Annotated in this window: 21 protein-coding genes; 10 read left to right on the top strand and 11 right to left on the bottom strand. The window is 62.6% G+C overall.

Going from position 1 to position 23,364, the window contains the following annotated elements:
• Window positions 1–79 precede the first annotated feature (79 nt).
• Window positions 80–1,918: a bifunctional diguanylate cyclase/phosphodiesterase gene (locus GH983_RS04440; RefSeq protein ID WP_153761741.1), complete on the top strand. Its 1,839-nt coding sequence runs from the start codon at window positions 80–82 to the stop codon at window positions 1,916–1,918.
• 45 nt (window positions 1,919–1,963) lie between these two features.
• Here GH983_RS04440 and GH983_RS04435 read toward each other — a convergent pair whose 3' ends face one another.
• Complete coding sequence (locus GH983_RS04435; protein ID WP_153761740.1) at window positions 1,964–2,521, bottom strand: DUF2087 domain-containing protein; 558 nt, start codon at window positions 2,519–2,521, stop codon at window positions 1,964–1,966.
• A gap of 301 nt (window positions 2,522–2,822) precedes the next feature.
• Between GH983_RS04435 and GH983_RS04430 the strand changes: the two genes are divergently transcribed.
• On the top strand, window positions 2,823–3,482 hold the full coding sequence (locus GH983_RS04430) for a glutathione S-transferase family protein (protein WP_153761739.1): 660 nt from the start codon (window positions 2,823–2,825) through the stop codon (window positions 3,480–3,482).
• A 12-nt stretch (window positions 3,483–3,494) separates the two neighbouring features.
• Here the strand turns inward: GH983_RS04430 and GH983_RS04425 are convergent, their stop codons facing one another.
• The 3 genes from GH983_RS04425 to GH983_RS04415 all read right to left on the bottom strand — a co-directional run bounded on the left by GH983_RS04425 (window position 3,495) and on the right by GH983_RS04415 (window position 7,245).
• Window positions 3,495–4,829: a lipopolysaccharide biosynthesis protein gene (locus tag GH983_RS04425; RefSeq protein WP_153761738.1), complete on the bottom strand. Its 1,335-nt coding sequence runs from the start codon at window positions 4,827–4,829 to the stop codon at window positions 3,495–3,497.
• Window positions 4,826–6,118 (bottom strand): GNAT family N-acetyltransferase, encoded by a 1,293-nt coding sequence (locus GH983_RS04420; RefSeq protein ID WP_153761737.1) that lies wholly within the window; start codon window positions 6,116–6,118, stop codon window positions 4,826–4,828. The genes GH983_RS04425 and GH983_RS04420 overlap by 4 nt, the downstream gene beginning before the upstream one ends.
• A 119-nt stretch (window positions 6,119–6,237) precedes the next feature.
• Window positions 6,238–7,245 (bottom strand): asparaginase, encoded by a 1,008-nt coding sequence (locus GH983_RS04415; RefSeq protein ID WP_153761736.1) that lies wholly within the window; start codon window positions 7,243–7,245, stop codon window positions 6,238–6,240.
• 72 nt (window positions 7,246–7,317) lie between these two features.
• Here GH983_RS04415 and GH983_RS04410 point away from each other — a divergent pair, with 72 nt between their 5' ends.
• Entirely contained in the window at window positions 7,318–8,052 is a 735-nt protein-coding gene (locus GH983_RS04410) for a DUF3750 domain-containing protein (RefSeq protein WP_153761735.1), read from the top strand.
• A 315-nt stretch (window positions 8,053–8,367) separates the two neighbouring features.
• Here the strand turns inward: GH983_RS04410 and GH983_RS04405 are convergent, their stop codons facing one another.
• Window positions 8,368–8,763, bottom strand: a complete 396-nt coding sequence (locus tag GH983_RS04405; RefSeq protein WP_194842784.1) for an NIPSNAP family protein — start codon at window positions 8,761–8,763, stop codon at window positions 8,368–8,370.
• A gap of 124 nt (window positions 8,764–8,887) precedes the next feature.
• On the opposite strand from GH983_RS04405, the gene GH983_RS04400 reads away from it, so the two are divergent.
• On the top strand, window positions 8,888–9,193 hold the full coding sequence (locus GH983_RS04400; RefSeq protein ID WP_054151149.1) for a hypothetical protein: 306 nt from the start codon (window positions 8,888–8,890) through the stop codon (window positions 9,191–9,193).
• An 11-nt stretch (window positions 9,194–9,204) separates the two neighbouring features.
• Here GH983_RS04400 and GH983_RS04395 read toward each other — a convergent pair whose 3' ends face one another.
• Window positions 9,205–9,900, bottom strand: a complete 696-nt coding sequence (locus GH983_RS04395; protein WP_153761733.1) for a proteasome protein — start codon at window positions 9,898–9,900, stop codon at window positions 9,205–9,207.
• 274 nt (window positions 9,901–10,174) lie between these two features.
• Here GH983_RS04395 and GH983_RS04390 point away from each other — a divergent pair, with 274 nt between their 5' ends.
• Together GH983_RS04390 and GH983_RS04385 are read left to right on the top strand one after the other, a co-directional pair.
• Window positions 10,175–11,200 carry a hydroxyacid dehydrogenase gene (locus tag GH983_RS04390; protein WP_069041888.1) on the top strand — a complete coding sequence of 342 codons (1,026 nt, stop codon included), beginning with the start codon at window positions 10,175–10,177 and terminating at the stop codon, window positions 11,198–11,200.
• Between the two features lie 169 nt (window positions 11,201–11,369).
• The gene (locus GH983_RS04385; protein WP_069041889.1) at window positions 11,370–12,494 is read left to right on the top strand and encodes a GGDEF domain-containing protein; all 1,125 of its coding nucleotides are present in this window, start codon (window positions 11,370–11,372) and stop codon (window positions 12,492–12,494) included.
• A 43-nt stretch (window positions 12,495–12,537) separates the two neighbouring features.
• Here the strand turns inward: GH983_RS04385 and GH983_RS04380 are convergent, their stop codons facing one another.
• The 3 genes from GH983_RS04380 to GH983_RS04370 all read right to left on the bottom strand — a co-directional run bounded on the left by GH983_RS04380 (window position 12,538) and on the right by GH983_RS04370 (window position 15,995).
• On the bottom strand, window positions 12,538–13,539 hold the full coding sequence (locus GH983_RS04380) for an NAD(P)H-quinone oxidoreductase (RefSeq protein ID WP_194842783.1): 1,002 nt from the start codon (window positions 13,537–13,539) through the stop codon (window positions 12,538–12,540).
• A 155-nt stretch (window positions 13,540–13,694) separates the two neighbouring features.
• Window positions 13,695–14,123: a hypothetical protein gene (locus GH983_RS04375; protein ID WP_246727500.1), complete on the bottom strand. Its 429-nt coding sequence runs from the start codon at window positions 14,121–14,123 to the stop codon at window positions 13,695–13,697.
• A gap of 72 nt (window positions 14,124–14,195) precedes the next feature.
• On the bottom strand, window positions 14,196–15,995 hold the full coding sequence (locus GH983_RS04370) for a bifunctional diguanylate cyclase/phosphodiesterase (protein ID WP_153761732.1): 1,800 nt from the start codon (window positions 15,993–15,995) through the stop codon (window positions 14,196–14,198).
• Between the two features lie 347 nt (window positions 15,996–16,342).
• Between GH983_RS04370 and betI the strand changes: the two genes are divergently transcribed.
• From betI to GH983_RS04350, 4 genes are all read left to right on the top strand, one after another.
• On the top strand, window positions 16,343–16,993 hold the full coding sequence (gene betI, locus GH983_RS04365; protein ID WP_153761731.1) for a transcriptional regulator BetI: 651 nt from the start codon (window positions 16,343–16,345) through the stop codon (window positions 16,991–16,993).
• 51 nt (window positions 16,994–17,044) lie between these two features.
• On the top strand, window positions 17,045–18,508 hold the full coding sequence (betB, locus tag GH983_RS04360; protein ID WP_153761730.1) for a betaine-aldehyde dehydrogenase: 1,464 nt from the start codon (window positions 17,045–17,047) through the stop codon (window positions 18,506–18,508).
• A 75-nt stretch (window positions 18,509–18,583) separates the two neighbouring features.
• A complete protein-coding gene (betA, locus tag GH983_RS04355; RefSeq protein WP_153761729.1) occupies window positions 18,584–20,236 on the top strand; it encodes a choline dehydrogenase in 1,653 nt (550 codons plus the stop codon).
• Window positions 20,237–20,246: 10 nt separating this feature from the next.
• Entirely contained in the window at window positions 20,247–20,402 is a 156-nt protein-coding gene (locus tag GH983_RS04350; RefSeq protein WP_153761728.1) for a hypothetical protein, read from the top strand.
• 59 nt (window positions 20,403–20,461) lie between these two features.
• Here GH983_RS04350 and GH983_RS04345 read toward each other — a convergent pair whose 3' ends face one another.
• Together GH983_RS04345 and GH983_RS04340 are read right to left on the bottom strand one after the other, a co-directional pair.
• Window positions 20,462–21,886, bottom strand: coding sequence for a virulence factor family protein (locus tag GH983_RS04345; RefSeq protein ID WP_246727499.1), 1,425 nt, complete (start codon window positions 21,884–21,886; stop codon window positions 20,462–20,464).
• The gene (locus GH983_RS04340; protein WP_246727498.1) at window positions 21,883–23,202 is read right to left on the bottom strand and encodes a phosphatidylglycerol lysyltransferase domain-containing protein; all 1,320 of its coding nucleotides are present in this window, start codon (window positions 23,200–23,202) and stop codon (window positions 21,883–21,885) included. The genes GH983_RS04345 and GH983_RS04340 overlap by 4 nt, the downstream gene beginning before the upstream one ends.
• Window positions 23,203–23,364 lie beyond the last annotated feature (162 nt).

The raw sequence follows: 23,364 nt of genomic DNA, 5'->3' as shown, positions 1-23,364 counted from the left end.
CCGGTATTTTCGGGTAGTCGTAATCTCTGTTTAAGGTCGCGCTGATCTAATCGCCGACGACCCTAATGCAGCGAAGCCCATGTTCCTGAAACTGCAGAACACCATTCTCGAGATGATCGCGACGGGGCATCCCCTGGCGGAGACGGTCGATAGACTCTGCCGCGAGGTGGAAGCGATCAGCGACGATGTCGTCTGCTCGGTGCTGCTGCTCGACGACGAGCGGCGGCTGAGGCATCTTGCCGGTCCATCGCTGCCGCTCGAATACACCTCCGCCATCGATGGCACCGCGATCGGACCCGGCGTCGGCTCCTGCGGGACCGCCGCGCATTTCGGCGAGCCGGTTCTGGTCGAGGATATCGACACACATCCCTACTGGCAGCCCTACAAAGGCCTGGCTTTGCCGAACGGCCTGAGGGCCTGCTGGTCTACACCGATCATCGGCGCCGGAAAGGTGCTCGGCACCTTCGCCTTCTACTACCGTGTCACGCGCGGTCCCTCGGATGCAGAAAAGGCGGCCGTCGAAGCCTGCGTGCATCTCTGCGCCATCGCCATAGAGCGCGACCAGCGGATCGCCGAGCGACGCAAGCTCGCTGAAACCGACAACCTGACCGGCCTGCCCAACCGCAGCCGCTTCAACGAGACGATCGATGACGTGTCGCGCCGCGGCCAGGACTGGGCGCTGATGCTGATCGACCTCGACAATCTGAAAATGGTCAACGACACCTTCGGCCACAGCGCCGGCGATGACCTGATCCGGATCGTGGCGCATCGCTTGCAGGATCGCGCTCCCGCAGAGATGACCTTCCGCCTCGGAGGTGACGAGTTTGCCGTGATCGTGCCTTGTCTGGAGGCAACGGACCCGACAGAACTCGCCGAAGCGTTGATCCAGCGGATCAAGGAGCCGGCCGACTGCGCTGGGCACCTGATCTATCCTGCCGCCACACTCGGCGGCGCAAAGGCCGGCGTCGAGCGCAGCCCGCAGCAGGTGCGCCAGAACGCGGATTACGCACTCTATCACGCCAAGGAACGGGCGCGCGGGCGCTATCTCGAATATGCACCGGGTCTCGGCACTTCCATCGTCAAGCGCTTCCGCGCCGTGCAGGAGGTGGATCGGGCGCTGCGCGAGGACCGCATCGACGCCCATTACCAGCCGATCGTTGAACTCGCCACCGGGCGGATCATGGGATTTGAGTCGCTCTGCCGGATGAAGATGGCCGATGGCAGCATCGTCGCTGCCGCCCATTTTCAGGAGGCGATGAAGGATGCGCATGTGGCGATCGAGATCACCGAGCGCATGCTGGAGCGCATTGCGGCGGCTTGCATCGAATGGCAGCGAGACGGGCTGCAATTTTCGCGTATCGGTCTCAACCTGTCCGCCGCCGATTTCCACCGTGGTGGACTGACGCAGCGGATCGTCGATGCGGTGAGCCGCGTCGGCCTGCAGCCCAGCGCGATCGTCGCCGAGGTCACCGAATCCGTCTATCTCGCCCAGAAGGACAACGTGATTGCCGAAGAGATCCGCGCCATGCGCGAGGCCGGCATCAAGGTGGCGCTCGACGATTTCGGCACCGGTTTTGCGTCGCTCACCCATCTTCTGACGGTCCCGGTCGATGTCATCAAGATCGACAAGTGCTTCGTTCGCCGCCTGGCCGACGCCGGAAGCGGATCGGTGATCACCAAAGGACTGCTCGACATCGCACGAGGGCTCGGCATCTGGGTGATTGCAGAGGGCATCGAAGAAGAGGGCCAGGCCGAGCATCTGTTGTCGCTCGATTGCAAGGCAGGCCAGGGCTATTATTTCTCGCGTCCCATGGATCGCGACAGCGTGCGGGAGATGCTTGAAGTCAGCCAGTTCCATCCGGACTGGTCACGCATTCTCCTGGAACGCGAACGGCAATTTCTTCCCAAAGTCGGTTGAGAGACCGGCGGCCACGGCCGCCCGTCCCTGCAACCTCTCTCCGCTTCAGTTCCGTGCGGTCTGGCGACTGCCGACCCAGCGGATCAGCTCACGCGCCTCCGGTGGCGGGCGCTTTTCCACCCGGCGATAGAGGCGGCAATCGCGGGTGCGGGTGAGAAGCCCCATATTGACCAGTTCCCGGCGGATCAGCACGTGATCGCCAAAGCCGTTGTGGCGCATCAGCACCGCATTGACCGCCTTTTCCGGCATGTCCTCGCCCGCGGGCAGGAAGGACCAGAGCACCCAGAGCGCCAGTTGCTGCTGGTTGAGCTTGCCCGGCCAACGGACGAGGATGTCGGTTCCGGCGAAGCAGCGGGCGGTGAGTTCGACGCGGCGGAAATCGACGGCGGGTTCGGCATCAACCACCACCGGATGGGCCAGGCGGTCTTCGGCCGCGCGGCTTGCCTTGAAATGCTGGTAGTTGCGAAAGCCGACGGCGCGGGTCAGCATGTTCAATAGCTCGACATGGCCGGGCAAGTCTGCCCGCGCTTCAAGTTCGCGTTTCAGGTTTTTGGCAAGCGCCGACAGATCGGGGGCTGCGAAGGCATGTGTTGTCTTCGACATCTCATTTCTCCTGGTCGTGCCCGGTCTTTGAAAGGACCACATGGCCGGTGGTCACCGACTTCCGACGGGGCACGGGAAAACGAGCTTCGTCGATCAGAAGAAAGGCAGGTTTAGCTCCCCTTGTCGGGGCGGTGACGCCTGGGTGAACTGCAGACCCTGGAGGCTCAGCAATAAACGCAGCTCGGGCATGCTGTCAATTGCGGCGACGATCAGCAAAATTCATCGATCCCATCAGCGCGAACGGCTTTTCCAGAGCCCATCGGCGCGATAGCCTCCGGCCCACCAATCAAGGGAGACCGGCATGCTGAAGATCTATGGCGTCTACAAGTCGCGCGCGACGCGCATCCTCTGGCTCGTGGAAGAGCTCGGCATACCCTTCGAGCTGGTGCCGGTCATCCAGGCTTACAAGCTCAAGGATCCGACGGCGTCGGATGCGCGGCTCAATACGCGGTCGCCGGAATTCCTCGCTGTGAACCCGATGGGCAGCATTCCGACCATCGAGGATGACGGGCTGGTCTTGAACGAGTCGCTGGCCCAGACGCTTTATGTGGCGAAGAAGCAGGGCGGCACGATTGCGCCGCGCGATCTCAACGAAGAAGCGCAGATGCTGCAATGGTCGCTGTTTGCAGCAACCTCGATCGAAACGGATGCACTCAAGATCTCCATGGCCAATGCCAGCGGCAAGCTGGCTTCGGCAGAGGGACAGGCGGAAGCGGCCGAGGTCGCCAAGATGCTCGCGCGGCCGTTCGGCGTGCTTGAGGCACATTTCTCGCACAATGATTATACGGTCGGCGGACGTTTTACCGTTGCCGATATCAACCTGGCCGAGGTCGTTCGCTACGCTCAGGCCTATCAGCCGCTGTTCGACGCGCATCCGAAAACGGCGGAATGGCTTGCGCGTGTGCAGTCGCGGCCGGGATTCAAGGCGATGTGGGTGAAGCGGCTCGCCGAGGTGGAGTAACTACTCTGGTCCCTATCGATTAGCCCGTGCAAAGGGACGCGCCAGCACCCAATAACCCGTGTGGCGGTGGACCAGCCCAGTGACCACCACCAGCCGGATGAGCTGCACGACGACCATGGCGGCGGCAGCGCCGGTGATCCCGTAGAGGGGGACCAGCAGCAGCATCAGGCCGAGGCAGGCTGCGACCGAAATGGAGACGATGGCAAGGCTCAGGCGATAGCGGCCCTGGACCACGAGAAGTTCAGCTGCCTGGCCGGTAGCGGCGCGGACGATATAGGCAAGCCCCAAAAGGACAAGACAGGGATAGGCGGAGACGAAGGCCTCTCCGAAAAGGTGCAGCAGCGGATAGCCGGCGGCAAGCGTGAGCGCCACCGAGGGGATGGTGAGCCAGAAGGTGGCATTGGTCGAGCGGGTGATGCGGGCCTGCAGCCCTGCCCGGTCCGCCGAGGCAAACGACAGCGAGAAGCCACGCGCGGCGACCAGCATGAAGCCATATTGCACGAAGGCGGCGAGCGAGAGCGAACGCTGGGCGGCGAAATAGAGCGAGGCCTGATCAGGGCTTACCAAAAAGCCGAGGATGAGCACGTCGATCCAGACGAAGAGTTCTTCGGCCGTCATTGCCGGCATCATCAGCACCGAAGCGAGCAGCCAGAAGCGGCGGCGCTCCGATGTCATGACGATAGGCGCGGCCTTCTTCGGGAGGCGTGCGCGCAGGAGGAGTGCCTGGACGATGAGGACGACGATCGAGGAGAGCACGACGAGAGCAAGGACGGTCACGGCATCGAGGGGCAGGCCCGAAAGCCTCGCCAGACCGACACCGGTCATGACCAATACGGGCCGCAGGATGAAACCCGGCACGGTCGAGAGCGCATACCAGCCGAAGCCGCGGGCAACACCCGTCACATAGGTTTCGAGCGACAGGACGGGGAAGCCGAGGGCAAGCACGCCGATCGGCAGCAGGAAGGCCGGATCGAAGAGGCCCGGCAGGACAAGCAGGAAGGCGATGGCGAGAGCCGCCAGCAGGCCGGACCCGAGGATGACGGCGCGGAAGCCGGTCGCGAGATAGCCCGTCAGATGCGCGTGTTTTTCGCGCCGGCCATAGCGGGGAATGAAGCGGGCGGCGGAATCGTAGAAGCCGAGCACGCCGATCTGTCCGACGACGCTGACCCAGGTCCAGAGGATGACATAGACGCCGTAGTCCTCGAGCGCCATCAGCCGGGCGAGCAGGATCTGCAGGCCGAGCCCGACAAAGGCGGCGGCGATGCGGACGGAGATGCTGACAAGCGCCCCGCGCAGGCCGGGGTCCCGCACCGCCTGCTGCAGCCTGGCGACAAACCGGGCGATCATGGGATGCAGCACAGGACCAGGACCATGCTGCCGCCATGGCGACCAAGCAGGCGCTGGACCGCGCCGACCGCCGACAGGAGGCGGGCACGGATTTGCGACCCGAAGCGATGGTAGATGGACCGGACATGCGGGCGAAGGCCTGCCATCCAGTGATGGCAATAGAGCCGGCCGAGGCTGGTCAAGGGAACATAGAAGGCCGTCAGCGGCTCGGTGGCGTTGGTCCAGCTCGACTTGTAGGCGGAAGGATCATTGAGAAAATCGAAGCGGCGGATCCCGGTTTCGATCGCCCAGCGCTGGGCGCTCTCCATCTGCACCTTGCCCGGCGAGTGTTTCTGATAGGCAAGATCGATGGCGCCGAGGAAGCAGTAATAGTCATCGCGGAAGCGCATGCCGATTTCCATGGCGATCGGGCTGCCGTCGAGCGTCAGCGCATGCAGGTAGACGCCGTCATCGCCCTCGTTCGCCTTGGTGCCGAGATCGCGGAGGAAGGCGGCAAAACGTGGATCAAACACGTCGCGACCGAGGCGGCCGGTGTCTCTCAACCAGGCCTGTTTGAGGGCAATGCAGCGATCGATGTTGTCAGCGTAACCTGCACTTCCTGCCGGATAGACGCGATAATCGAGGGCGCCCAGCTTTTCCAATCGGTTGCGGCGGCTGTTGCGCTGCAGGCGCTGTTTCTTCGGCAAGGCGCGGTGATGGCTTTCCCAGTCAGTGATGCCCGAGAGATCGAGGATGGCGGATTGCTGCCCGTCCTCGGGGCTTACGCCCTGGCCTTGCAGAATATCTGCGAGCAGGGCTGACTGCGGTACATGGTCGAGGCAGACGGCATCGAGCCCACGATCCCTGCGGATCTCATCGAGGACTGCGCGACCAGCGTCACGATCAAAACGAGCGGGATCGTAAAGCAGCGTCGAATACTGGTTCATCGGCGCCGTCAGCGGAACGAGAAGCGTGATCGCCGGACTGATGCGGCGGGTCATCATCGGCCAGATCATCACGCAATCGGCGCCATCCCACAGTACATAGACCCGGGCGCGCACATCCGTCTTTTCCGGCGCGAGGAAAACCCTGCACCAGGACAAACACCAGTCGAAGCTCTGGAAATAACCGAAAGGCTCCGGGCAGCGCGTTTCAAGCCCCTGCCAGACATCCCTCAATGCTTCGAGTTCATTGAGCGTTTCGAGGCATTCGAGCTCCAGGTGGCGGCCATGGCGCACGAGCGGAATGGCCCAGCTACGGCCGGCGCTGGCCACGGCGACGCGGTCTCGCCCTCTGATCGCAACAGTCATGAAACTCGGCCTCGTCGTTTGCCCACGATGGGTCGTGGCCGCAGTCTAGACCGACAAGGGTTAAACCTCCCTTGAAGCAGTTGACCCCGACTGAACCGCCCGGCAAGGGCGCTCGAGGCTCAGGCGAACAGGACGTCCGTCGTGCGGATCGCGCCGACCGGCATGCCATTCCAGTTCGACATGCCGTGATGGGCAAGCGTCATCAAGGCCGCCCGCTCTTCGCTATCGGCGTCGAAATGGCGGGCAAGTAGGGCTGCGATCATCGCTTCTGCGGCGCGGGTTGCGCCATCCTCGGCCTTGACGGCGAAGGAAAGGCCCTTGTCCGGGAGAAGCGCGCAGAAGACGCCCTCGGCGCCGGTCTTGGCGAAGATCCTGCCCGGTGCGACCTGCATCAGCTTGGTGCAGAAACGCTTGGTGCCGGCGACGTAGAAAGGTTCTGCCATGCAGGCATTGATCAGGCGGCGGGCGGCAGCGGCGCGCAAGGGTTCCAGTCCCTTGCCGGTGACCAGCTTGCCGAAGCCGCGCGCAAGGCCCGTGAGCGGCACGGCATAGGTCGGGATCGAGCAGCCGTCGGTGCCGCAATTGTCTCTCGAAAGCACGGCGCCGGTCAGATCCGTCATGATGGCGCGGATAGCCTCCTGCAGCGGGTGGTCGAAGCCGGCATAGCCGCGCGGGTCCTCGCCGGTGTGGCAGCAGGTGCAGACAAAGCCGGAATGTTTGCCGGAGCAGTTGTTGTGGAGGGCGGTCGGCTTATCCAGCGTGCGGGCCTGATCGATCAACACGTGTTGGTGCGAGGACCAGTGAGCGCCGCATTCGAGCACGTCCTCATCCCGGCCGGCGGCCTTCAGCATGAAGGCTGCGGTTGCGACATGTTCCGGTTCGCCGGAATGGGAGGCGCAGGCGAGTGCGAGTTCGCGGTTTCCGAAGCCATAGGCGTCCGCCGCACCGCTTTCGACCAGCGGCAGGGCCTGCATGGCCTTGCAGGCGGAACGCGGGAAAACACCGGAATCGACATCGCCGACGGAAAAGACGATCGCGCCCTCCGCATCAATTACGACGGCCATGCCGCGATGGCGGCTCTCGACGAGTTGACCGCGCGTGACCTCGACCGTGATCGGATTTTCCATGACGTGCCTCAAAATGCCAATATTCTCTGATGCTTCTTAAAGCATGCATCGTCCTGCTGTTCGAGGTCCGGATTGAAATTTCTGTTGCGCATCGTCTCCGTCATCCTGCTTGTCTTCGTCCTGCCGACGCTGGTTTCGGCCGGGCTTTGGGCGACACGCGACCATCCGGAGGGCTGGAGTTCGGCACGATTGAGTTCGTCCGGGCTGCTGCCGACGGCCGAAGAAAGTCCGGAAGCGGCGATCTACATATTCTCGGCGATGACCGGGGGACTGAAGGGCGCGATCGCCAGCCATGCCTGGATCGTCACCAAGGACGAAAACGGCGATTATCAGCGCTATGACAAGGTGGGCTGGGGCTCGCCGATCCGCCGGAACCACCGGGCGCCCGATGCCTTCTGGTATTCCAACCCGCCGCGGCTCGTGGCCGAAGTGAAGGGCGAGGAGGCCAAGCGGCTGATCCCGATGGTGGAGGCGGCGATTGTCGGCTATCAATATGGCCAGCCGGGCGGCTACCGGATCTATCCGGGCCCGAACTCCAACACCTTCGTCGCGCATGTGCTGCGCGAAGTGCCGGAACTGGGAGCAGTGCTTCCGGCCGATGCGGTCGGCCGCGACTATCTGCCTGATGGCGCCTTCTACCATCTCGACAAGGATGGACGCGACCTGCACTTAAGCCTCGGCGGCTTTGCCGGGCTGTCGGTCGGGGTGCGCAGCGGGCTGGAGGTGAATTTCCTCGGCCTCGTGGCCGGCATTGATGTCGCGCGGCCGGGCATCAAGGTTCCGGGCTTCGGGACTGTGGGACTTTGAGCGCCCTGCCCTTACAACAAATCCCCTGAATCAAAAGAGCCACCCGCGAGGGTGGCTCCCATGAGTTTTAGTCCTTTGTCTGGACCCGGACGGGGAAACCGCCCGAAGGAAGGCTGGATCAGGCCGAGGGCTGCCCCGTCAAAACCGCACCCTTTCCAAAGTCACACACGCAGACCGAAATCTCATTAGACATTGGATCACCTTCCTTTCGTTACGTTGCCGATGACTTGAAGGTAGGGCGGAGAAATGGATTCGACAAGGCACGTTATGTGACGTTTTGTTTGGATAATTGTGTTGCATTGCAGCGGAGTGCGATCATAATTCGCGCGCCGGCGGTTCGATCACTCGCTCTTGTGCAAGGGGCGTCAGGAACAGGCGCTCATAGCTGGTAAACGGTGGGGAGTTGCCGAACCTTTGGTTGGCAGCCAAGCCATCCGGATCTTGCGCAACCTGTTGACGGTACTTCAAGTAGGATTGCTCATCTGGAAAGGTGAAGATCGCGACCGCTGTGTTGGCCTCGCCATCTTGACCGGCGCCAGGAAAACTCATCTGGGCATCGTCAGGCCTCTCGCGGGGCATGAAGTAGCCAAGATGGTGACCTCCATAGCGCTCGATGAGTCCAACCCAGATCCTTGCATATTCTTCGAAATCTGCGATCCGACCGGGGTCCAGCCGATAACGAATCTCACATGTGATTGGACGTCTCAGCATGGGACCTCTCGTCGGTGTCTTGGCGGTTCGCCACTGTTGGTGCAACGCCTTGCCATGGCGCAATTCGTGTTGACCGCCCAGCCTCCGGCAGCGACACTCCTGCCTGCAATGGGAGGAGCATATCATGGACGAATCCATCCGCTGGCGAAACATGCGCTCGGCGCCGCGCGACGGCAGCCGCATTCTCGTGACCATCCGCGCATCCGAACAGGGGCCTGGCGCCGTCGATCTCGTCTACTGGTCGAAAGGCGACCGGTTCGGGGCGGACGGCTGGCGGTCTTCCGACTCGACGCCGGGACTGATCGTTGCCTATGCGGAGCCGGAGCTCAAATGCTGGATGCCGCTGCCGGGGGTCAACATGGATGCCATGGTCCGTCCGCCGGCCTGGGAAGGCGAGGACGAAAAGGAGCTGGATGGCTCGGGGATCTGAGCCTCAGCGCCTCAGTCGAATATCTTGGCGATGGCGGCCTGTTCGGCCTTCTCCCAACGAGCCACGACATCTGCGACCTTGTCGATCTCCTTGTCGGTCAGGTGATGGGCGCCGTCCTTGGTGATGCGGCACAGGCTGAATGGCTTGCCGACGCTGGCGGAGGTGAGGTCGAGCGACTGCAACACGCGCAACACCGCCGCACAGCCGACATCGACAGAGCGCTTGCCGAGGCTAAAATGCGAGAGCAGCGAGCCCGCCTGCTGGGCCATGGCCGCCCCACTGCCGATCGCGTGTAAACCGATATCGGCATAATGTCCGATCATGCCCGACGGGGTGATTTCGATGATCCACGGCTCACCATCCCGCCATCCGGCCGCCATGACATAGGCCGAGGGCGTGCCGCCGCCTTCCTCGCCGGGCACGTCGAGAATGAAGGTGTCGTAGTGATGGCGAAGGATCGGCAGGACCTGGCTCTGCAGGGCACGGCCGATGTCCGGCGCCTCGAGGATCGCCGCACTGTTTTCGTTGAAGCTGCGCTCTACGTCTGTCAGCACCGAGCGGGCGCCGCTGCCTGCCCAGGCGGCGTCGGTGCCGAGAGGGTGAAGCTTCTGGGCCGGATAGGTCATGCCGCGCCCCTTGTCGGTGATCTGGGAATCCGATCCCATGACCACGCCATCTTCACACACGGTGGCAAGCACGACAGTCATGTTGCAGTCCTTTCAATTTCAGCGTCTCCGACGCCCGACTAGCCACCTCTCAGCGGCCGCAATAGATCGTCGTCTCGACGTTCAGAACAATGTGGGGGAACACATCATCCGCTTCTCCTAGACGCCTTGGGCCCTCAAGCCGTTCCATTCAGGTCCCGCTTTTCGCCTCCACAGGCGCAGACTTGGCCGGGCATGGCCTGCGCAGACGGCCTGCCCAGAGAGGGGCTTTTCGCGCTAAGCTCCGACCAGCCAAAGATTCTCGAGGGAGGAAACATTGAGCCGCGATATCATTCTGGTCGATCCATTGCCGAGGACACTCGACCTGATCATGGAGCCGTCCGTCCGGGCACGGCTCGAGGCGCTGGGCGAGGTGATCGTGTCAGAGGATCGCCCAATGCCGGCCGAAGACGTAGAGCGGTATCTTGCCGATACCGTCCTGATCTTCGGCCAGACCGACATGCCGAGAGAGCGTCTGGACAGGGCGCCGAGGCTGAAGGCGATCATCAATGTCGAATCGAATTTCCTGCCCAACATCGACTATCAGGCCTGTGTCGAACGCGGGATCTGGGTGATCACGCCGGCCTCGGCCTTCGCCTCACCCGTTGCGGAGGCAGCACTTGCCATGGCGCTGGATCTCGCCCGCGGGATCACGGCGGCGGATCGTGATTTTCGCCAGGGCGTCGAGCGCTATGGGCTGGAGGGCAACGCGCACACCTTCCGTTTTGCCGGCGCACCCGTCGGGATCATAGGCTTTGGCGATCTCGGCCATGCATTTCGTGACCTGATCCGCCCGTTCAAGAACAGGGTTCGCGTCTTCGATCCCTGGCTTCCCCGGGAGATCATCGAAGGCCAGGATTGCGAACCGTCGACGCTCGACGAGGTGCTCAGCGAAAGCCAGGTGGTCTTCGTGTTTGCCAGCGTCACCAGCGAGAATGAAGGCTTCATCGGCAGCAGAGAATTCGCGATGATGAAGCCGGGGGCCGCCTTCCTGCTGATGAGCAGGGCTGCCGTCGTCGACTTTCCGGCGATGATCGAAGCGGCGCAATCCGGCCATATCAAGGTGGCAACGGACGTCTTTCCGGAGGAGCCTGTCGCGGCCGACGATCCCGTGCGCCAGGCGGCGGGCATTCTCTTATCTGCCCACAGAACCGGCGGCACGCGGGACGCCTTCTATGCGCTGGGGTCGATGGCCGTTGCCGATGCCGAACTGATCATGAAGGGCCTGCCGCCCCGCCTCTGCCGCCGCGCCGACCCGGCAACGGCCAGCCGGCTACGGTCGAAGCCGGTGACTGTGTCGTGATGGTGGGGTCGGCATTGAATGGGTAGCCGGCATCCGGTCCAAAGGTCATCGCGTATCCAGATATCAGATTTTACCGTCCGGCCTGACCGAATGTTAAGCTCCCCTGCCTCAAGATCCTGGTCGTTGTGTGCCCCTTGCGGGTTCAAACCATGTCCGTGAGGGATTTGACGTGCGTGACAGAGAGACCGACGATGTCTTCAAGACGCTGGTATCGGAGTTGCATTCAACGCTCACCCCGACGACGATCATGGGGATCACCATCCTTGCCGTCGGGCTTTTCGCCTATGAGAGCCTTCAGAGCACACCGCTCCTGATTGCGACGATCGCAGCTACCCTTGCCTCCCTTGGCAAGATCGCCGTTTCCCTGGCGCATAGACGCGCTGACGCTACGAAGCGCTCAACGGTTGCGGATGCCGCGCGCTGGGAAAAGCTGCAAGGCCTTTTCATCTTTGTCATTGCGGCTTGTGTGGGTACTCTCGCCACCGTCGCCTTTGCCTACCGGGACCTGTCGGTCCATATGCTTGCCGTAGCGCTCACCTTTGGATACTGCGCCGGAGTGACGGTCAGGATATCCGTTCGGCCATTTATCGCCGCGACCGCCATCTTGCTTGCAGCCCTGCCGCCGACACTCTCGGTCATGCTGTATGGCGATACCGCCCACTGGATTTTGAGCCTGCTGTGCGTGATCTTCCTGATTGCCGCAATGCAGAGCATGCTGCATGTGTATCGAACGACCATACGGCAAATCCGCCTGTTTCTCGACATGGAGCATCAGGCACGCCACGATCCGCTGACGGGGCTTTTGAACCGCAAAGCGCTGTGCGAGGCCTATCTGAGCCTCGGCACCGCTGACGATGTGCTCACCTGCGTGCATTGTTTCGACCTTGACGGTTTCAAGAGCGTCAATGATCGCTTTGGCCATGCGGTGGGCGATACCCTGCTGGCTGAGATCGCCGGGCGGCTGCGGGAGAGCCTGGATCCACCTGCTCTTGCCATTCGGATTGGCGGCGATGAATTTGTCATCCTTCACCCCGATGTTCGGGATCCCGCCGATGCCGAAGCCCTGGCGCGCAGGGTCGTTGCACTTCTCGGCATGCCTTACCAGATTGCCGGTGATGAGATCACCATCGGCATCAGCCTCGGTTATACGATGGCCATTTCCGGATCTGTGGATCTGGAACAGATGATGGTCACAGCGGATAAGGCGTCTTACCGCGCCAAACGAAACGGCGGCGGCATTGACCGTGAAATTCCCGCAACGCTGGACCTTGGGAAGTTCTCTGTAGCCGCATGATCGCCGCTCGTGACGCGCCCGCCTCTCTCAAGCGGCGCTCGCCTCACCCCAGCTTCAGCACGATCTTGCCGATATGTTCTGAGCTTTCCATCAGCCGGTGCGCCTCAACGACTTGCTCGAAGGGAAGGACCGTATGGATGACCGGCGCCACGTCGCCGCTTTCCAGGCGGGGCCAGACTTCCGTCATCAGGTCATCGCGAATGGCGCGTTTTTCTTCCGGGCTGCGCGGGCGCATGGTCGAGCCGGTAATCGTGAGGCGCTTGGTCATGATCGGGGCAAGGCTCGCCTTTTCGACGGTCGAGCCGCCGAGGAAGGCGATGATCGAGAGACAGCCGTCCTTGGCGAGGACCTGGAGATTGCGGTCGAAATAGGCAGCACCGATCATGTCGAGCACGACATCAACGCCCTTGCCTTGGGTCTCTTCCTTGACGATCTCGACGAAATCCTCGGCCTTGTAATTGATCGCCCTTGCTGCACCGAGATCCATGCAGGCGGCGCATTTTTCGGCTGAGCCGGCGGTGGTGTAGACGGTTGCGCCGAAGGCTTTCGCCAGCTGGATGGCGGTCGTGCCAATGCCTGAGGATCCGCCATGGATGAGGACGGTCTCGCCTTCGGTCAGCCCGGCCATCTGGAAGAGATTGGCCCAGACGGTGAAGAAGGTTTCCGGCAGTGCTGCCGCCTTCACGGCATCATAACCCTTCGGAAACGGCATGGCCTGACTTGCCGGCACGGCACAGTATTCGGCGTAACCGCCGCCATTCGCCAGCGCACAGATCCGGTCGCCGAGCTGGAAATCGGTGACGCCGGCACCGAGACCGACGATCTCGCCTGCGATCTCCAGGCCGAGAATGGGGCTTGCATCCTTCGGTGGCGGATAGGCGCCCTGGCGCTGGGCGACATCCGGCCGGTTGACGCCCGCCGCCTCGACCCTGACCAGCACTTCGCCGGGCCTCGGGCTCGGCAGCGGCCCCTCGACGAGGCGCATGACCTCCGGACCCCCATGGGTGGGCAGGTCGACATGGCGCATGGTGGCGGGCAGAGACATGGGCGGGTTCCTCGGATCAATTGCTCAAGGTGAGGCATAGAGCCTCTGAAATGCGATGAAAAGGAGGCCCTTTGTCCGACGTGACAAATGGTATCGGGTATCAGTTTCGCCGGCGTCCGCCTGCACGGCCCCTTGCCGTCAGACCCGTGGAAACCTCATTCCGAGCCACGGACTGCGATGAGTTCCGGATAGGGATAATAGCGTAGACGCTTGTCGCGGCAGCGATAATCATGAAGCGTCGAGCCGAGGATCTTGTTGTCCCGCATCGATATACCGATCACGTCAGGCTGTCGCTGGCGTTCCGCGTGCCAGGCACGGACGCAAAAGGCATAAGTCTCGGTCTGCGGATCAAGCAATACGACGCTTGAAATTTCAGGTCTGACGAAATCGCCGATCTTGCCACCGTTATCCCTTACGATTTGCACGACCTGATTGCGGACAGACGACGGGGGCGGAACCTGCGATTCGGCAACGGATTGCGGCACGTCTGTCTGACAGCCCGCCAGCAGGATCAGGCTGCACATAAAGGTTATCGATTTTTTCATAAGAGAATCCCGTTTAAAGTGCAGCGCAATCTTGCGCATCTCAAGCGGGCATTCAAGTCGTGCCGCAGGTGGCGCCATCGATCCATGGGAGGATTGCGCCGTCGAGCCCTATCAGACGTCAATCAATCCGAAGGAAAGCCCACCCTCATTCTCCTTCGCCTGCTTCTTCAAATCCGCGATCTCGCCGCTGATGCGGCTGACATCGTCGATGACGAGACCGGCGGGGAGTTCCAGCACGCCGATCGAGCAGCGCATCAGCGGGAAATCGCGTTCCAGGCCCTGGCGGTCGAGGCCCTTGATGTGTCCAGTTTGGCGATCGGCTTCGGAATAGAGGTCGATGACGTCGTCGTGGAAATCCGACAGCAGGCGGTCGAGGATTTCGGTCAGCTCCTCGCGGGACCAGTCGGTGACGCCGATGAAGAAATCATCGCCGCCGACATGGCCGAGGAAATCGCCTTCGGAGAAGAAATAGCGGCGCAGGAGGGCTGCGAAAAGCGAGATGGCGTGGTCGCCCTGGTGGAAGCCGTAATGGTCGTTGAACGGCTTGAAGTGGTCGAAATCGCAGTAGCAGAAGAAGCGGGCGCCATCGCCATCCAGTGCTGCGGAACGCATGAAATCGCGGATGGCGCGGTTGCCGGGCAGGCTCGTCAGCGGGTTCTGATCCTGGGCGGTCTTCAGCTGCTTCTCGCTCATGATGCGGATCAGCGAGGCGGCGGAGACAACGCCGGCATAGCGCATGTTTTCCGTCAGGATGACGCAGTCCGAGCCCTCCATATTGGCAAACATCGTCATCAACCGCTCGGCATCGGCATCCAGGCCGACGATCGGGGCGCGGTCGACGAAGTGCGAGATCGAGCGCTCATAGAGCTTGTTCTTCAAAAGGTCGCGGCCGAAGGGCTGATAGATGTATTCCTTCAGATGCCGCTCGTTGATGATGCCGCGCGGCTCGCCATTGGCGTTCAACACCGGGAAGAAGGACTGGCCGGGATTGCGGCGGAAGAGATCGAAGACGTGGTCGATGTTCTCGTGCTCGAAGACGGTCGGCAGCGTCTCGATCTGCTTGCGGATCAGGATCTCGTCGAGCGACTGGGTGGCGCGTCGGGCCTTGCCGACATCCTGGAGATGGGGAAAGGCGCTCTTCAGTTCCGAGACAATGGTGCTGGGGCGGGCGATATACCAGCCCTGGACGAGATCGACGCCGAATTCGCGGCAGGCGAGGAACTCGCCCTCGGTCTCGATGCCTTCGGCGATGACACGGACGCCGAGCACGTGGCAGAAGTTGACGATGTTCTTGACCAGATGGCGCTTGCGCGGATTGCTGTCGAGGCCGGCGATGAAGTGACGGTCGATCTTCACATAGTCGACGGGATAGTCGCAAAGCAGCTTCATCTCGCCATGGCCGACGCCGAAATCATCGATGGCGAGCTTGAAGCCGGATCGGCGCAGGCGCTCGACGAGGGCCGCGAATTCCGGAACGCGCGTGTTGTCGAAGCGCTCGGAAAGCTCGAAGCAGACGGAGGACGGCGGCACATGGGCCTTGCGCAACTGGTCGAGCAACGTATCGACGAGCGCATTGCCTTCAGGGATCAGGCGGACGTCGAGATTGAGAAAGAGCGTGGCGCCGGCGCAATCCGGCAGGGTCGCGAATTTAGCCAGCGCCCGACTTGCGACCATCTGTTCGAGGGCTAAAAGCTGGCCGGTCGAGGCCGCCTGATCGAGCAGATCGAGCGGGCTTTCGAAGCCGATCCGGTCCTGGCCGCGCATCAGGCTCTCATGGCCGAAGACAGCACCAGTTCCGACCTCGACGATCGGCTGGAAGGCGTTTTCCACGACGAGCTTGGCCAGTGTGACGAGCTGGTCACTGGCAAAACGCCTGAGCGCCCCCAAATCTTCCGCGACCCCCGCACCCATCCGCGATACTCCCAGTATGCATTTGTTTTTATGGGCGGAAATGTGGCTGAACAATCGTCAATAAAAGCTTTCCGTTGTGTGACAGTGGGATGAAAGTTTCTCGACACGGCCACCGCTGGAACGGGCCATCGCCTGCCTGGATCATGACGCGAAAGGCCATGAAACGCAGGCCGTCCAGCGTTGGGTTCCGGGTCGGCAAGCAGCCAGATCGCTGGATCACCGACCCGCTTTCCGGTCTCGCTTTACCGTTAACGGCTGATCTCCACGGCCAGGAATCGCGCTGCCACAGATTTTTTGTTGATTGATCAGTCAATCAAAATTATCATGGGCGGGATAGGAGAAACCGGATGCCCAAGGTCGGAATGGAGCCAGTGCGTCGCAAGGCGCTTGTCGATGCCGCGTTGAAGACGATCGGCCATCACGGCTCGCTGACGGTCACCATGTCGGAGATCGCGCGCGAGGCGGGTGTTTCTCCGGCGCTGGCGCATCACTATTTCGGCTCGAAGGACCGCTTGCTGATCGAGACCATCCGCTCGCTGCTGCGGCAATTGCGGGCGGATGCAGTCGGCGCGCTCGGCCGGGCGCAGACGCCGCGGGAACGGGTCTCGGCGGTGATCCGCCTCTCCTTCAATGCCGACCAGTTCGACCCACAGGTGGTCGCCGCCTGGCTTGCCTTCTATTCGGAGGCGCAGCGCTCGGAAGAGGTGCGTCGGCTGCTCGCGCTCTATGCGCGGCGACTGCATTCGAACCTGATGTCGGGCTTGGGGCCGCTTTGTGGCGCTGAAGACGCGGGCAGGATTGCGGATGGCGCAGCCGCCATGATCGACGGGCTCTATATCCGCCAGTCTCTGAAGGCAGCGCCGCTTTCGATTGATGCCTCTGTCGCATTGGTCGAGGATTATGTGACGGGGCAGCTGCAAGCCTTGACCGCCGAAACAATTGCCCCTCACCCTACCCTCTCCCCGCAAGCGGGGAGAGGGTGCCCAAAGGGCGGATGAGGGGCATCGCCCGACAACAAGAACATTCGAACACCCGTCTGGAGACAGGACATGAAAGCCCAACCGCAAGCCTCCCACTTCATCGACGGCGAGTATGTCGAGGATACCGACGGCACCGTCATCGAGAGCATCTATCCCGCGACCGGCGAAGTGATCGCGAGGCTGCATGCGGCAACGCCTGCGATCATCGAAAAGGCGATTGCATCGGCCAAGCGGGCGCAGAAGGAATGGGCGTCCTGGAGCCCGGCGGCACGCGGTCGCGTGCTCAAGAAGGCCGCCGAAATCATGCGCGAGCGCAATCGCGAGCTGTCCGAGCTCGAAACGCTCGACACCGGCAAGCCGATCCAGGAGACGATCGTGGCCGACCCGACTTCGGGGGCTGACAGCTTCGAATTCTTCGGCGGCATCATCGCGAGTGCGATGAACGGCAGCCAGATCCCGCTCGGCGGTGACTGGGCCTATACCAAGCGCGTGCCGCTTGGCGTTGTCGTCGGCATCGGCGCCTGGAACTATCCGCAGCAGATCGCCTGCTGGAAGGGGGCGCCTGCGCTTGCCGCCGGCAATGCGATTGTGTTCAAGCCGTCGGAAGTCACCCCGCTCGGCGCCTTGAAGATTGCCGAGATCCTGATCGAGGCCGGCGCGCCGAAGGGCGTCTACAATGTCATCCAGGGGGATCGCGAGACCGGGCCGCTGCTCGTTTCGCATCCTGACGTCGCCAAGGTGTCGCTGACCGGCTCCGTGCCGACGGGGCGCAAGGTGGCAGGCGCGGCGGCCAGCCAGCTCAAGCATGTCACCATGGAACTCGGCGGCAAATCGCCAATCGTCGTCTTCGACGATGCCGATATCGACAGCGCGATTTCCGGCGCCATGCTGGGCAATTTCTATTCGACCGGCCAGGTCTGCTCGAACGGCACGCGCGTCTTCGTGCACAAGGCGATCAAGGAGACGTTTCTTGCGCGCCTCAAGGCCCGCACCGAGGCGATCCTGATCGGTGATCCGCAGGACGAGGCAACCCAGATGGGGCCGATGGTTTCGCTCGCGCAGCGCGACAAAGTCTTGTCCTATATCGACAAGGGCAAGGCAGAAGGGGCGACGCTCGTGACCGGCGGCGGCATTCCGAACAGCGTGACCGGCGAAGGCTTCTACATCCAGCCGACGGTGTTTGCCGATGTCACCGACGACATGACCATCGCCCGCGAAGAGATCTTCGGGCCCGTGATGTGCGTGCTGGATTTCGAGGACGAGGCAGAGGTGATCGCGCGCGCCAACGCCACCGAATTCGGCCTGTCGGCGGGCGTGTTCACGGCGGATTTCTCGCGTGCGCACCGGGTGGTGGATCAGCTGGAGGCGGGCACGCTGTGGATCAACACCTACAATCTCTGCCCGGTGGAAATCCCCTTCGGCGGGTCCAAGCAATCGGGCTTTGGCCGCGAAAACTCTGCAGCGGCACTGGAGCATTATTCCGAGCTGAAGACGGTTTATGTCGGCATGGGCAAGTGCGAGGCGCCGTATTGAGATGACCAGCAACACCTCCCCTCCGGGGGAGGTCGCGGAACATCACCATATTCTAGAGGCTGGGATTTTACAGCAATGAACCAAGCAGACTTCATCATCATCGGTTCCGGCTCTGCCGGTTCGGCGCTGGCCTACCGCCTCTCCGAGGACGGCAAGAACAGCGTCATGGTGCTCGAATATGGGGGATCGGATATCGGGCCGTTCATCCAGATGCCGGCGGCACTTGCCTGGCCGATGAGCATGAAGCGCTACAACTGGGGCTACCTCTCCGAGCCCGAGCCGAACCTTAACAACCGGCGCATCACGGCACCGCGCGGCAAGGTGATCGGTGGCTCCTCCTCGATCAACGGCATGGTCTATGTACGCGGATCCGCCGAGGATTTCGACGGCTGGGAGGAGAGTGGCGCCAAGGGCTGGGGCTATGCGGACGTGTTGCCCTACTTCAAACGCATGGAGAACTCGCATGGCGGCCAGGAAGGCTGGCGCGGCACCGACGGGCCGCTGCATGTCCAGCGTGGCCCCGCGAAGAACCCGCTGGTGCGCGCTTTCGTCGAGGCGGGACGCGAGGCAGGCTTCGAGACGACGGAAGACTATAACGGCGAGAAGCAGGAGGGCTTCGGCCTGATGGAACAGACCATATGGCGCTCGCGCCGCTGGTCTGCCGCCAATGCCTATCTCAAACCGGCGATGAAGCGGGGCAATGTCGAGTTGGTGCGCTGCTTTGCCCGCAAGATCGTCATCGAAAATGGCCGGGCCACTGGCGTCGAAATCGAGCGCAATGGCAAAATCGAGGTGGTGAAGGCCAATCGGGAGGTCATCGTTTCCGCTTCAACCTTTAACTCGCCGAAGCTCCTGATGCTGTCCGGCATCGGCCCGGCTGATCATCTGAAGGAGATGGGCATCGAGGTGAAGCTCGACCGGCCCGGCGTTGGCGCCAACCTCATGGACCACATGGAATTCTACTTCCAGCAGGTCGCCACCAAACCCGTCTCGCTCTATTCATGGCTGCCCTGGTTCTGGCAGGGGGTTGCAGGGGCGCAATGGCTGTTCTCGGGCACCGGGCTTGGCAGCTCCAACCAGTTCGAATCCTGCGCCTTCGTGCGCTCGGCAGCCGGCGTCAAGCAGCCTGACATCCAGTTCCACTTCCTGCCCGTCGCGATCTCCTATGACGGCAAGGCGGCAGCGAGAAGCCATGGCTTCCAGGTGCATGTCGGCTACAACCACTCGAAGTCGCGCGGCGCCGTCACCTTGCGCTCGTCCGATCCGATGGCCGATCCGGTCATCAAGTTCAACTACATGAGCCACGAGGAAGACTGGATCAAATTCCGCCATTGCGTGCGGCTCACGCGCGAAATCTTCGGGCAGAAGGCTTTCGACCCCTTCCGCGGACCGGAAATCCAGCCGGGTGAAAACGTGCAGAGCGACGATCAGATCGATGCCTTCCTGCGCGAGCATCTGGAGAGCGCCTATCACCCCTGCGGCACATCGAAGATGGGCGCGAAAGACGATCCGACGGCCGTGGTCGATCCGGAATGCAGGGTCATCGGGGTGGAGGGCCTGCGCGTCGTGGACTCGTCTATCTTTCCACGACTGACCTATGGCAACCTCAATGGCCCCTCGATCATGACGGGCGAGAAGGCGGCCGATCACATCCTTGGCAAGCAGCCCCTGCCCCGAAGCAATCAGGAGCCATGGATCAACCCGCGCTGGGAGACCAGCGACCGGTAGCTCGGACGGCTTGAGAATTATCGATGATCTCAGCGGCACGCCGCAGCTGATTGTCACGGATCCGGCAGGCGTCGGGGAAAAGCTGATCATGGATGACAACACGCTGATCGGCAATCCGGATGTCGAGATCTATCCGAACGAGGCCACTGCGGTGCTGGTCGACTAAAGGTCCGGCCTCTCTTCAGACGACATGGGAACGGAGCAGTCACAACCGCCCCCGCCAACTCAATGTGCCATGATCCGCCTCAGGATGCGGTCCGCCACGAGCTCGTAATTCTCGTCGAAGTGATGGCCGCCGGGGCGGGCGATGAGTTCGAGGCCATCCGTGACGCGTCCCTCAAGTGCCGGGCAGGCGGTGTCCTGCTCTTCCAGCCCGTACACGCATTGGATCTTGGCGGTCTCGACTGTCTCGAGGTGATCGACGGGATCGCCGTGCCTGCCTTGACCGGCAGCACCGAGCCAGCCGGAAACGGCGATTTCGAAATCGGCCTGATGCGAGAGCGCCAGCAGCGAGAGCAGCGTGACGGAGTTTCGGTCGGGCTGGGGCAACAGGCCGTAGACACGCGGCAGGATGTTGGCGCCGAAGGAATAGCCGATCAGCACGACCCTGGAGACACCCAGCCGGTTGCGGTAGTGGGCGATGATCCGGGCCAGGTCAGCCGCGGTCTCCTCGGGCGTTTTTTCGCTCCAGAAATAGCGAAGTGCATCGACGCCGATGACGGGCACGCCGTTTGCGTTGAGGCGTGCAGAGATGCGCTGGTCGATCTCGCGCCAGCCGCCATCACCCGAATAGAAGATCGCGACGGTGTCGTGATCTGGCGCAACGATGTCCTCCACCAGCGGCAGGTCGAGTGCGGCGTCAGCGGGTGCAAGGCGGGCGACGAGGGTCGAGGCTTCCGTCGAGAGCATGCGGGCGGGACCGCCCTCCCCCTCACCGATCACCACATCCGGATGGCTCGCCTCGAGCGATGCCGCATGCTGCCGCGCGCTTGCCTGCGCCGCTGGCGAAAAGGCGATACGGACGGGATTGGGCAGTTTCCCGGGTGTCAGGCCATAGGCGATGCCATGCCGTGTTTCGCGGCGCGGGGCGGGCGTGCAGAGTGGTTTTGGAAGGGACACGGCCTCGGTCGGATCGACTGCCACCGTCTCGCCAATGGTTTCGGCGAAACTGCCATTGGGTGTCTGGGCCGCCATGGCGAGCACCAGTGCGCCCCCTTCGCCAAAACCCAGCAAGCGTGGAGGGCGATAGAATTCTGCGGTATGGCTGCGGTGCAGCTGGCGGGTCAGGCGCTCGATGTCGGCTGGCAGGAAAAGACAGTCGCGCTCCGTCTCGCGCGACAGTGCAGCGCGCCAGACATTGAGGTCGACGCCAACGCCGATCGCGCCGCCCAGAACAGCCGTTTCCAGCGCCGCCTGTTCAACGCCATCCCAACCATCCGCATCGGAGACGATGATCACGACACCGGTCATGCTGCCATCATCGGGCACCGAGATGCGGTCCTGTGGCAGACTGACGATGCCGTCACCGCTGGCGGCGGCAGGAGCGGCGGAAACCTGCACCGATACGGCGAGGCAGGCCATGAGGAGCATCGCCCGCAGCCTATGCGGCAGCTGCCTGTGGCGCATACCGCTGATGTCGACAGCGGTCACCTGCGCGTCAGGCCCTTGAGGCCGCCACCGATCAGCAGGGTGACGCCGAGCAGTGACAGGACGGGCAGGCCCTGGCCGGTCACGACGAGATAACGGGGCTGCCAGTCCGGATCGAATTTCTCCTTGAAGGCGCGCACGCCTCGGAAATTGTAGAAGCGCTCGCCGTGTTCGAAGATCTGGCGGGCGACGTGGTTCCAGACGGGCGCGCGACGATTGCCTGACAGACCGGCCAGCGGCGCCATGCCGAGGTTCAGCGTGGCGAAGCCCTCTGCCTTCAGGGTTTCCATGATCTTGACGAAGAGGAGGTCCATCATGCCGCGATGGACACCGGGAACATGGCGCATCAGGTCGATGAAGGCGTCGCCGCTTGACGATGCGGTCATCAGGCTGGCGAAGGCAACGATGCGCCCGTCGAGGCGGATGAGTGCAACGGGGCCGGAGGCGATATAGGCGCGATCGAAGGTGCCGAGCGAGAAGCCCTTCTCGGCAGCCTGGTGGGCAGAGAGCCAGCTGTCGGAGACGGTCTGCAGCTCATCGAGAACTGGCGGCACGGCGTCAGCAGCCAGCATCTCAAAGCGCAAACCGTCGCGTTCGGCGCGGTTGATCGACCGGCGCAGCTTCAGCCAGTCGCCGCCGGCGAGCGTGAAGCGGGAGAGATCGACGACCGCTTGCTCGCCGAGTTTCAACGCCTGCAGCCGCATTTCGACGACGATCGGCAGGAAGTCGGGGGAGACCTGGTAGAAGACCGGGCGGCTTCGACTGCGGCGTGCTTCGGCGATGAACTTTTCGACCAGCGGCGCCCAGAGATGCTTCGGCGCGACGGGATCGAAGAGGGCGACGAGTGAGCGCCCCCGGCGTGCATACATGATGAAGCCCTGGCCGCAATCAGAGAACAGGACACGCTTGTCGCCGAGACGCACGAGACCGGCGCTGGCATTCGCCTGGGCCGGCAGCAGGGAGACGGCGCGGGCGAGATCGTCTTCGACATCCTTCGGTTCACGCCTGCGGCGCGGATTGCGGACGAGGCCGCGCGAGGCGATGACGCCGAGCACCATGGAGAGCCCGAGCGTACCCTCGGTCGCGTCGATTCCGTGGCGGGCGAGCACGAGGCCCCAGCCGAATTTCAGCAGGTTCTCTTCAGCCAGGATCGGACCGAGCAGCGCCAGCATGACAAGCGCGCCAAACACGGCGCCGCTGCGGGGCGCCCGCAAGACAAGCTTCGGGATCAGGGAAAGAACGACGAAAGATAGGGGCTTGGCATGACGTGCGGCTTGAGCAGGCGCAGGCGCTTCGGCATCGGACAATGAAGAGGCCATGATTGGAACCAAGTAACGAAGGGGGGATCGAACGCTTATTAGCGCGCATGCATGGACCGAAGCTTGTGACACCCAGGGGTAAACGAGTCGGTAAACCAACGCATAAATTGCGCAAGACACCGAATTTCGTCCATCGTCAACCTGACGAAACGCAAGGCTGAC

Source organism: Agrobacterium sp. MA01 (assembly GCF_009650195.1).
Taxonomy (GTDB): Bacteria; Pseudomonadota; Alphaproteobacteria; order Rhizobiales; family Rhizobiaceae; genus Allorhizobium.
This window is presented reverse-complemented; position numbering and strand designations above follow the sequence as displayed.

What these genes read in the sequence shown, in the direction of transcription:
- betA (WP_153761729.1), top strand. Translation starts at nt 18,584, where the DNA reads ATGAACCAAGCAGACTTCATCATCATCGGTTCCGGCTCTGCCGGTTCG.
- GH983_RS04370 (WP_153761732.1), bottom strand. Translation starts at nt 15,995, where the DNA reads ATGGGTGCGGGGGTCGCGGAAGATTTGGGGGCGCTCAGGCGTTTTGCC.
- GH983_RS04435 (WP_153761740.1), bottom strand. Translation starts at nt 2,521, where the DNA reads ATGTCGAAGACAACACATGCCTTCGCAGCCCCCGATCTGTCGGCGCTT.
- GH983_RS04395 (WP_153761733.1), bottom strand. Translation starts at nt 9,900, where the DNA reads ATGACTGTCGTGCTTGCCACCGTGTGTGAAGATGGCGTGGTCATGGGA.
- GH983_RS04440 (WP_153761741.1), top strand. Translation starts at nt 80, where the DNA reads ATGTTCCTGAAACTGCAGAACACCATTCTCGAGATGATCGCGACGGGG.
- GH983_RS04415 (WP_153761736.1), bottom strand. Translation starts at nt 7,245, where the DNA reads ATGGAAAATCCGATCACGGTCGAGGTCACGCGCGGTCAACTCGTCGAG.
- GH983_RS04425 (WP_153761738.1), bottom strand. Translation starts at nt 4,829, where the DNA reads ATGATCGCCCGGTTTGTCGCCAGGCTGCAGCAGGCGGTGCGGGACCCC.
- GH983_RS04420 (WP_153761737.1), bottom strand. Translation starts at nt 6,118, where the DNA reads ATGACTGTTGCGATCAGAGGGCGAGACCGCGTCGCCGTGGCCAGCGCC.
- GH983_RS04430 (WP_153761739.1), top strand. Translation starts at nt 2,823, where the DNA reads ATGCTGAAGATCTATGGCGTCTACAAGTCGCGCGCGACGCGCATCCTC.
- GH983_RS04340 (WP_246727498.1), bottom strand. Translation starts at nt 23,202, where the DNA reads ATGGCCTCTTCATTGTCCGATGCCGAAGCGCCTGCGCCTGCTCAAGCC.
- GH983_RS04375 (WP_246727500.1), bottom strand. Translation starts at nt 14,123, where the DNA reads ATGCGCAAGATTGCGCTGCACTTTAAACGGGATTCTCTTATGAAAAAA.
- betB (WP_153761730.1), top strand. Translation starts at nt 17,045, where the DNA reads ATGAAAGCCCAACCGCAAGCCTCCCACTTCATCGACGGCGAGTATGTC.
- GH983_RS04380 (WP_194842783.1), bottom strand. Translation starts at nt 13,539, where the DNA reads ATGTCTCTGCCCGCCACCATGCGCCATGTCGACCTGCCCACCCATGGG.
- GH983_RS04405 (WP_194842784.1), bottom strand. Translation starts at nt 8,763, where the DNA reads ATGCTGAGACGTCCAATCACATGTGAGATTCGTTATCGGCTGGACCCC.
- betI (WP_153761731.1), top strand. Translation starts at nt 16,343, where the DNA reads ATGCCCAAGGTCGGAATGGAGCCAGTGCGTCGCAAGGCGCTTGTCGAT.
- GH983_RS04400 (WP_054151149.1), top strand. Translation starts at nt 8,888, where the DNA reads ATGGACGAATCCATCCGCTGGCGAAACATGCGCTCGGCGCCGCGCGAC.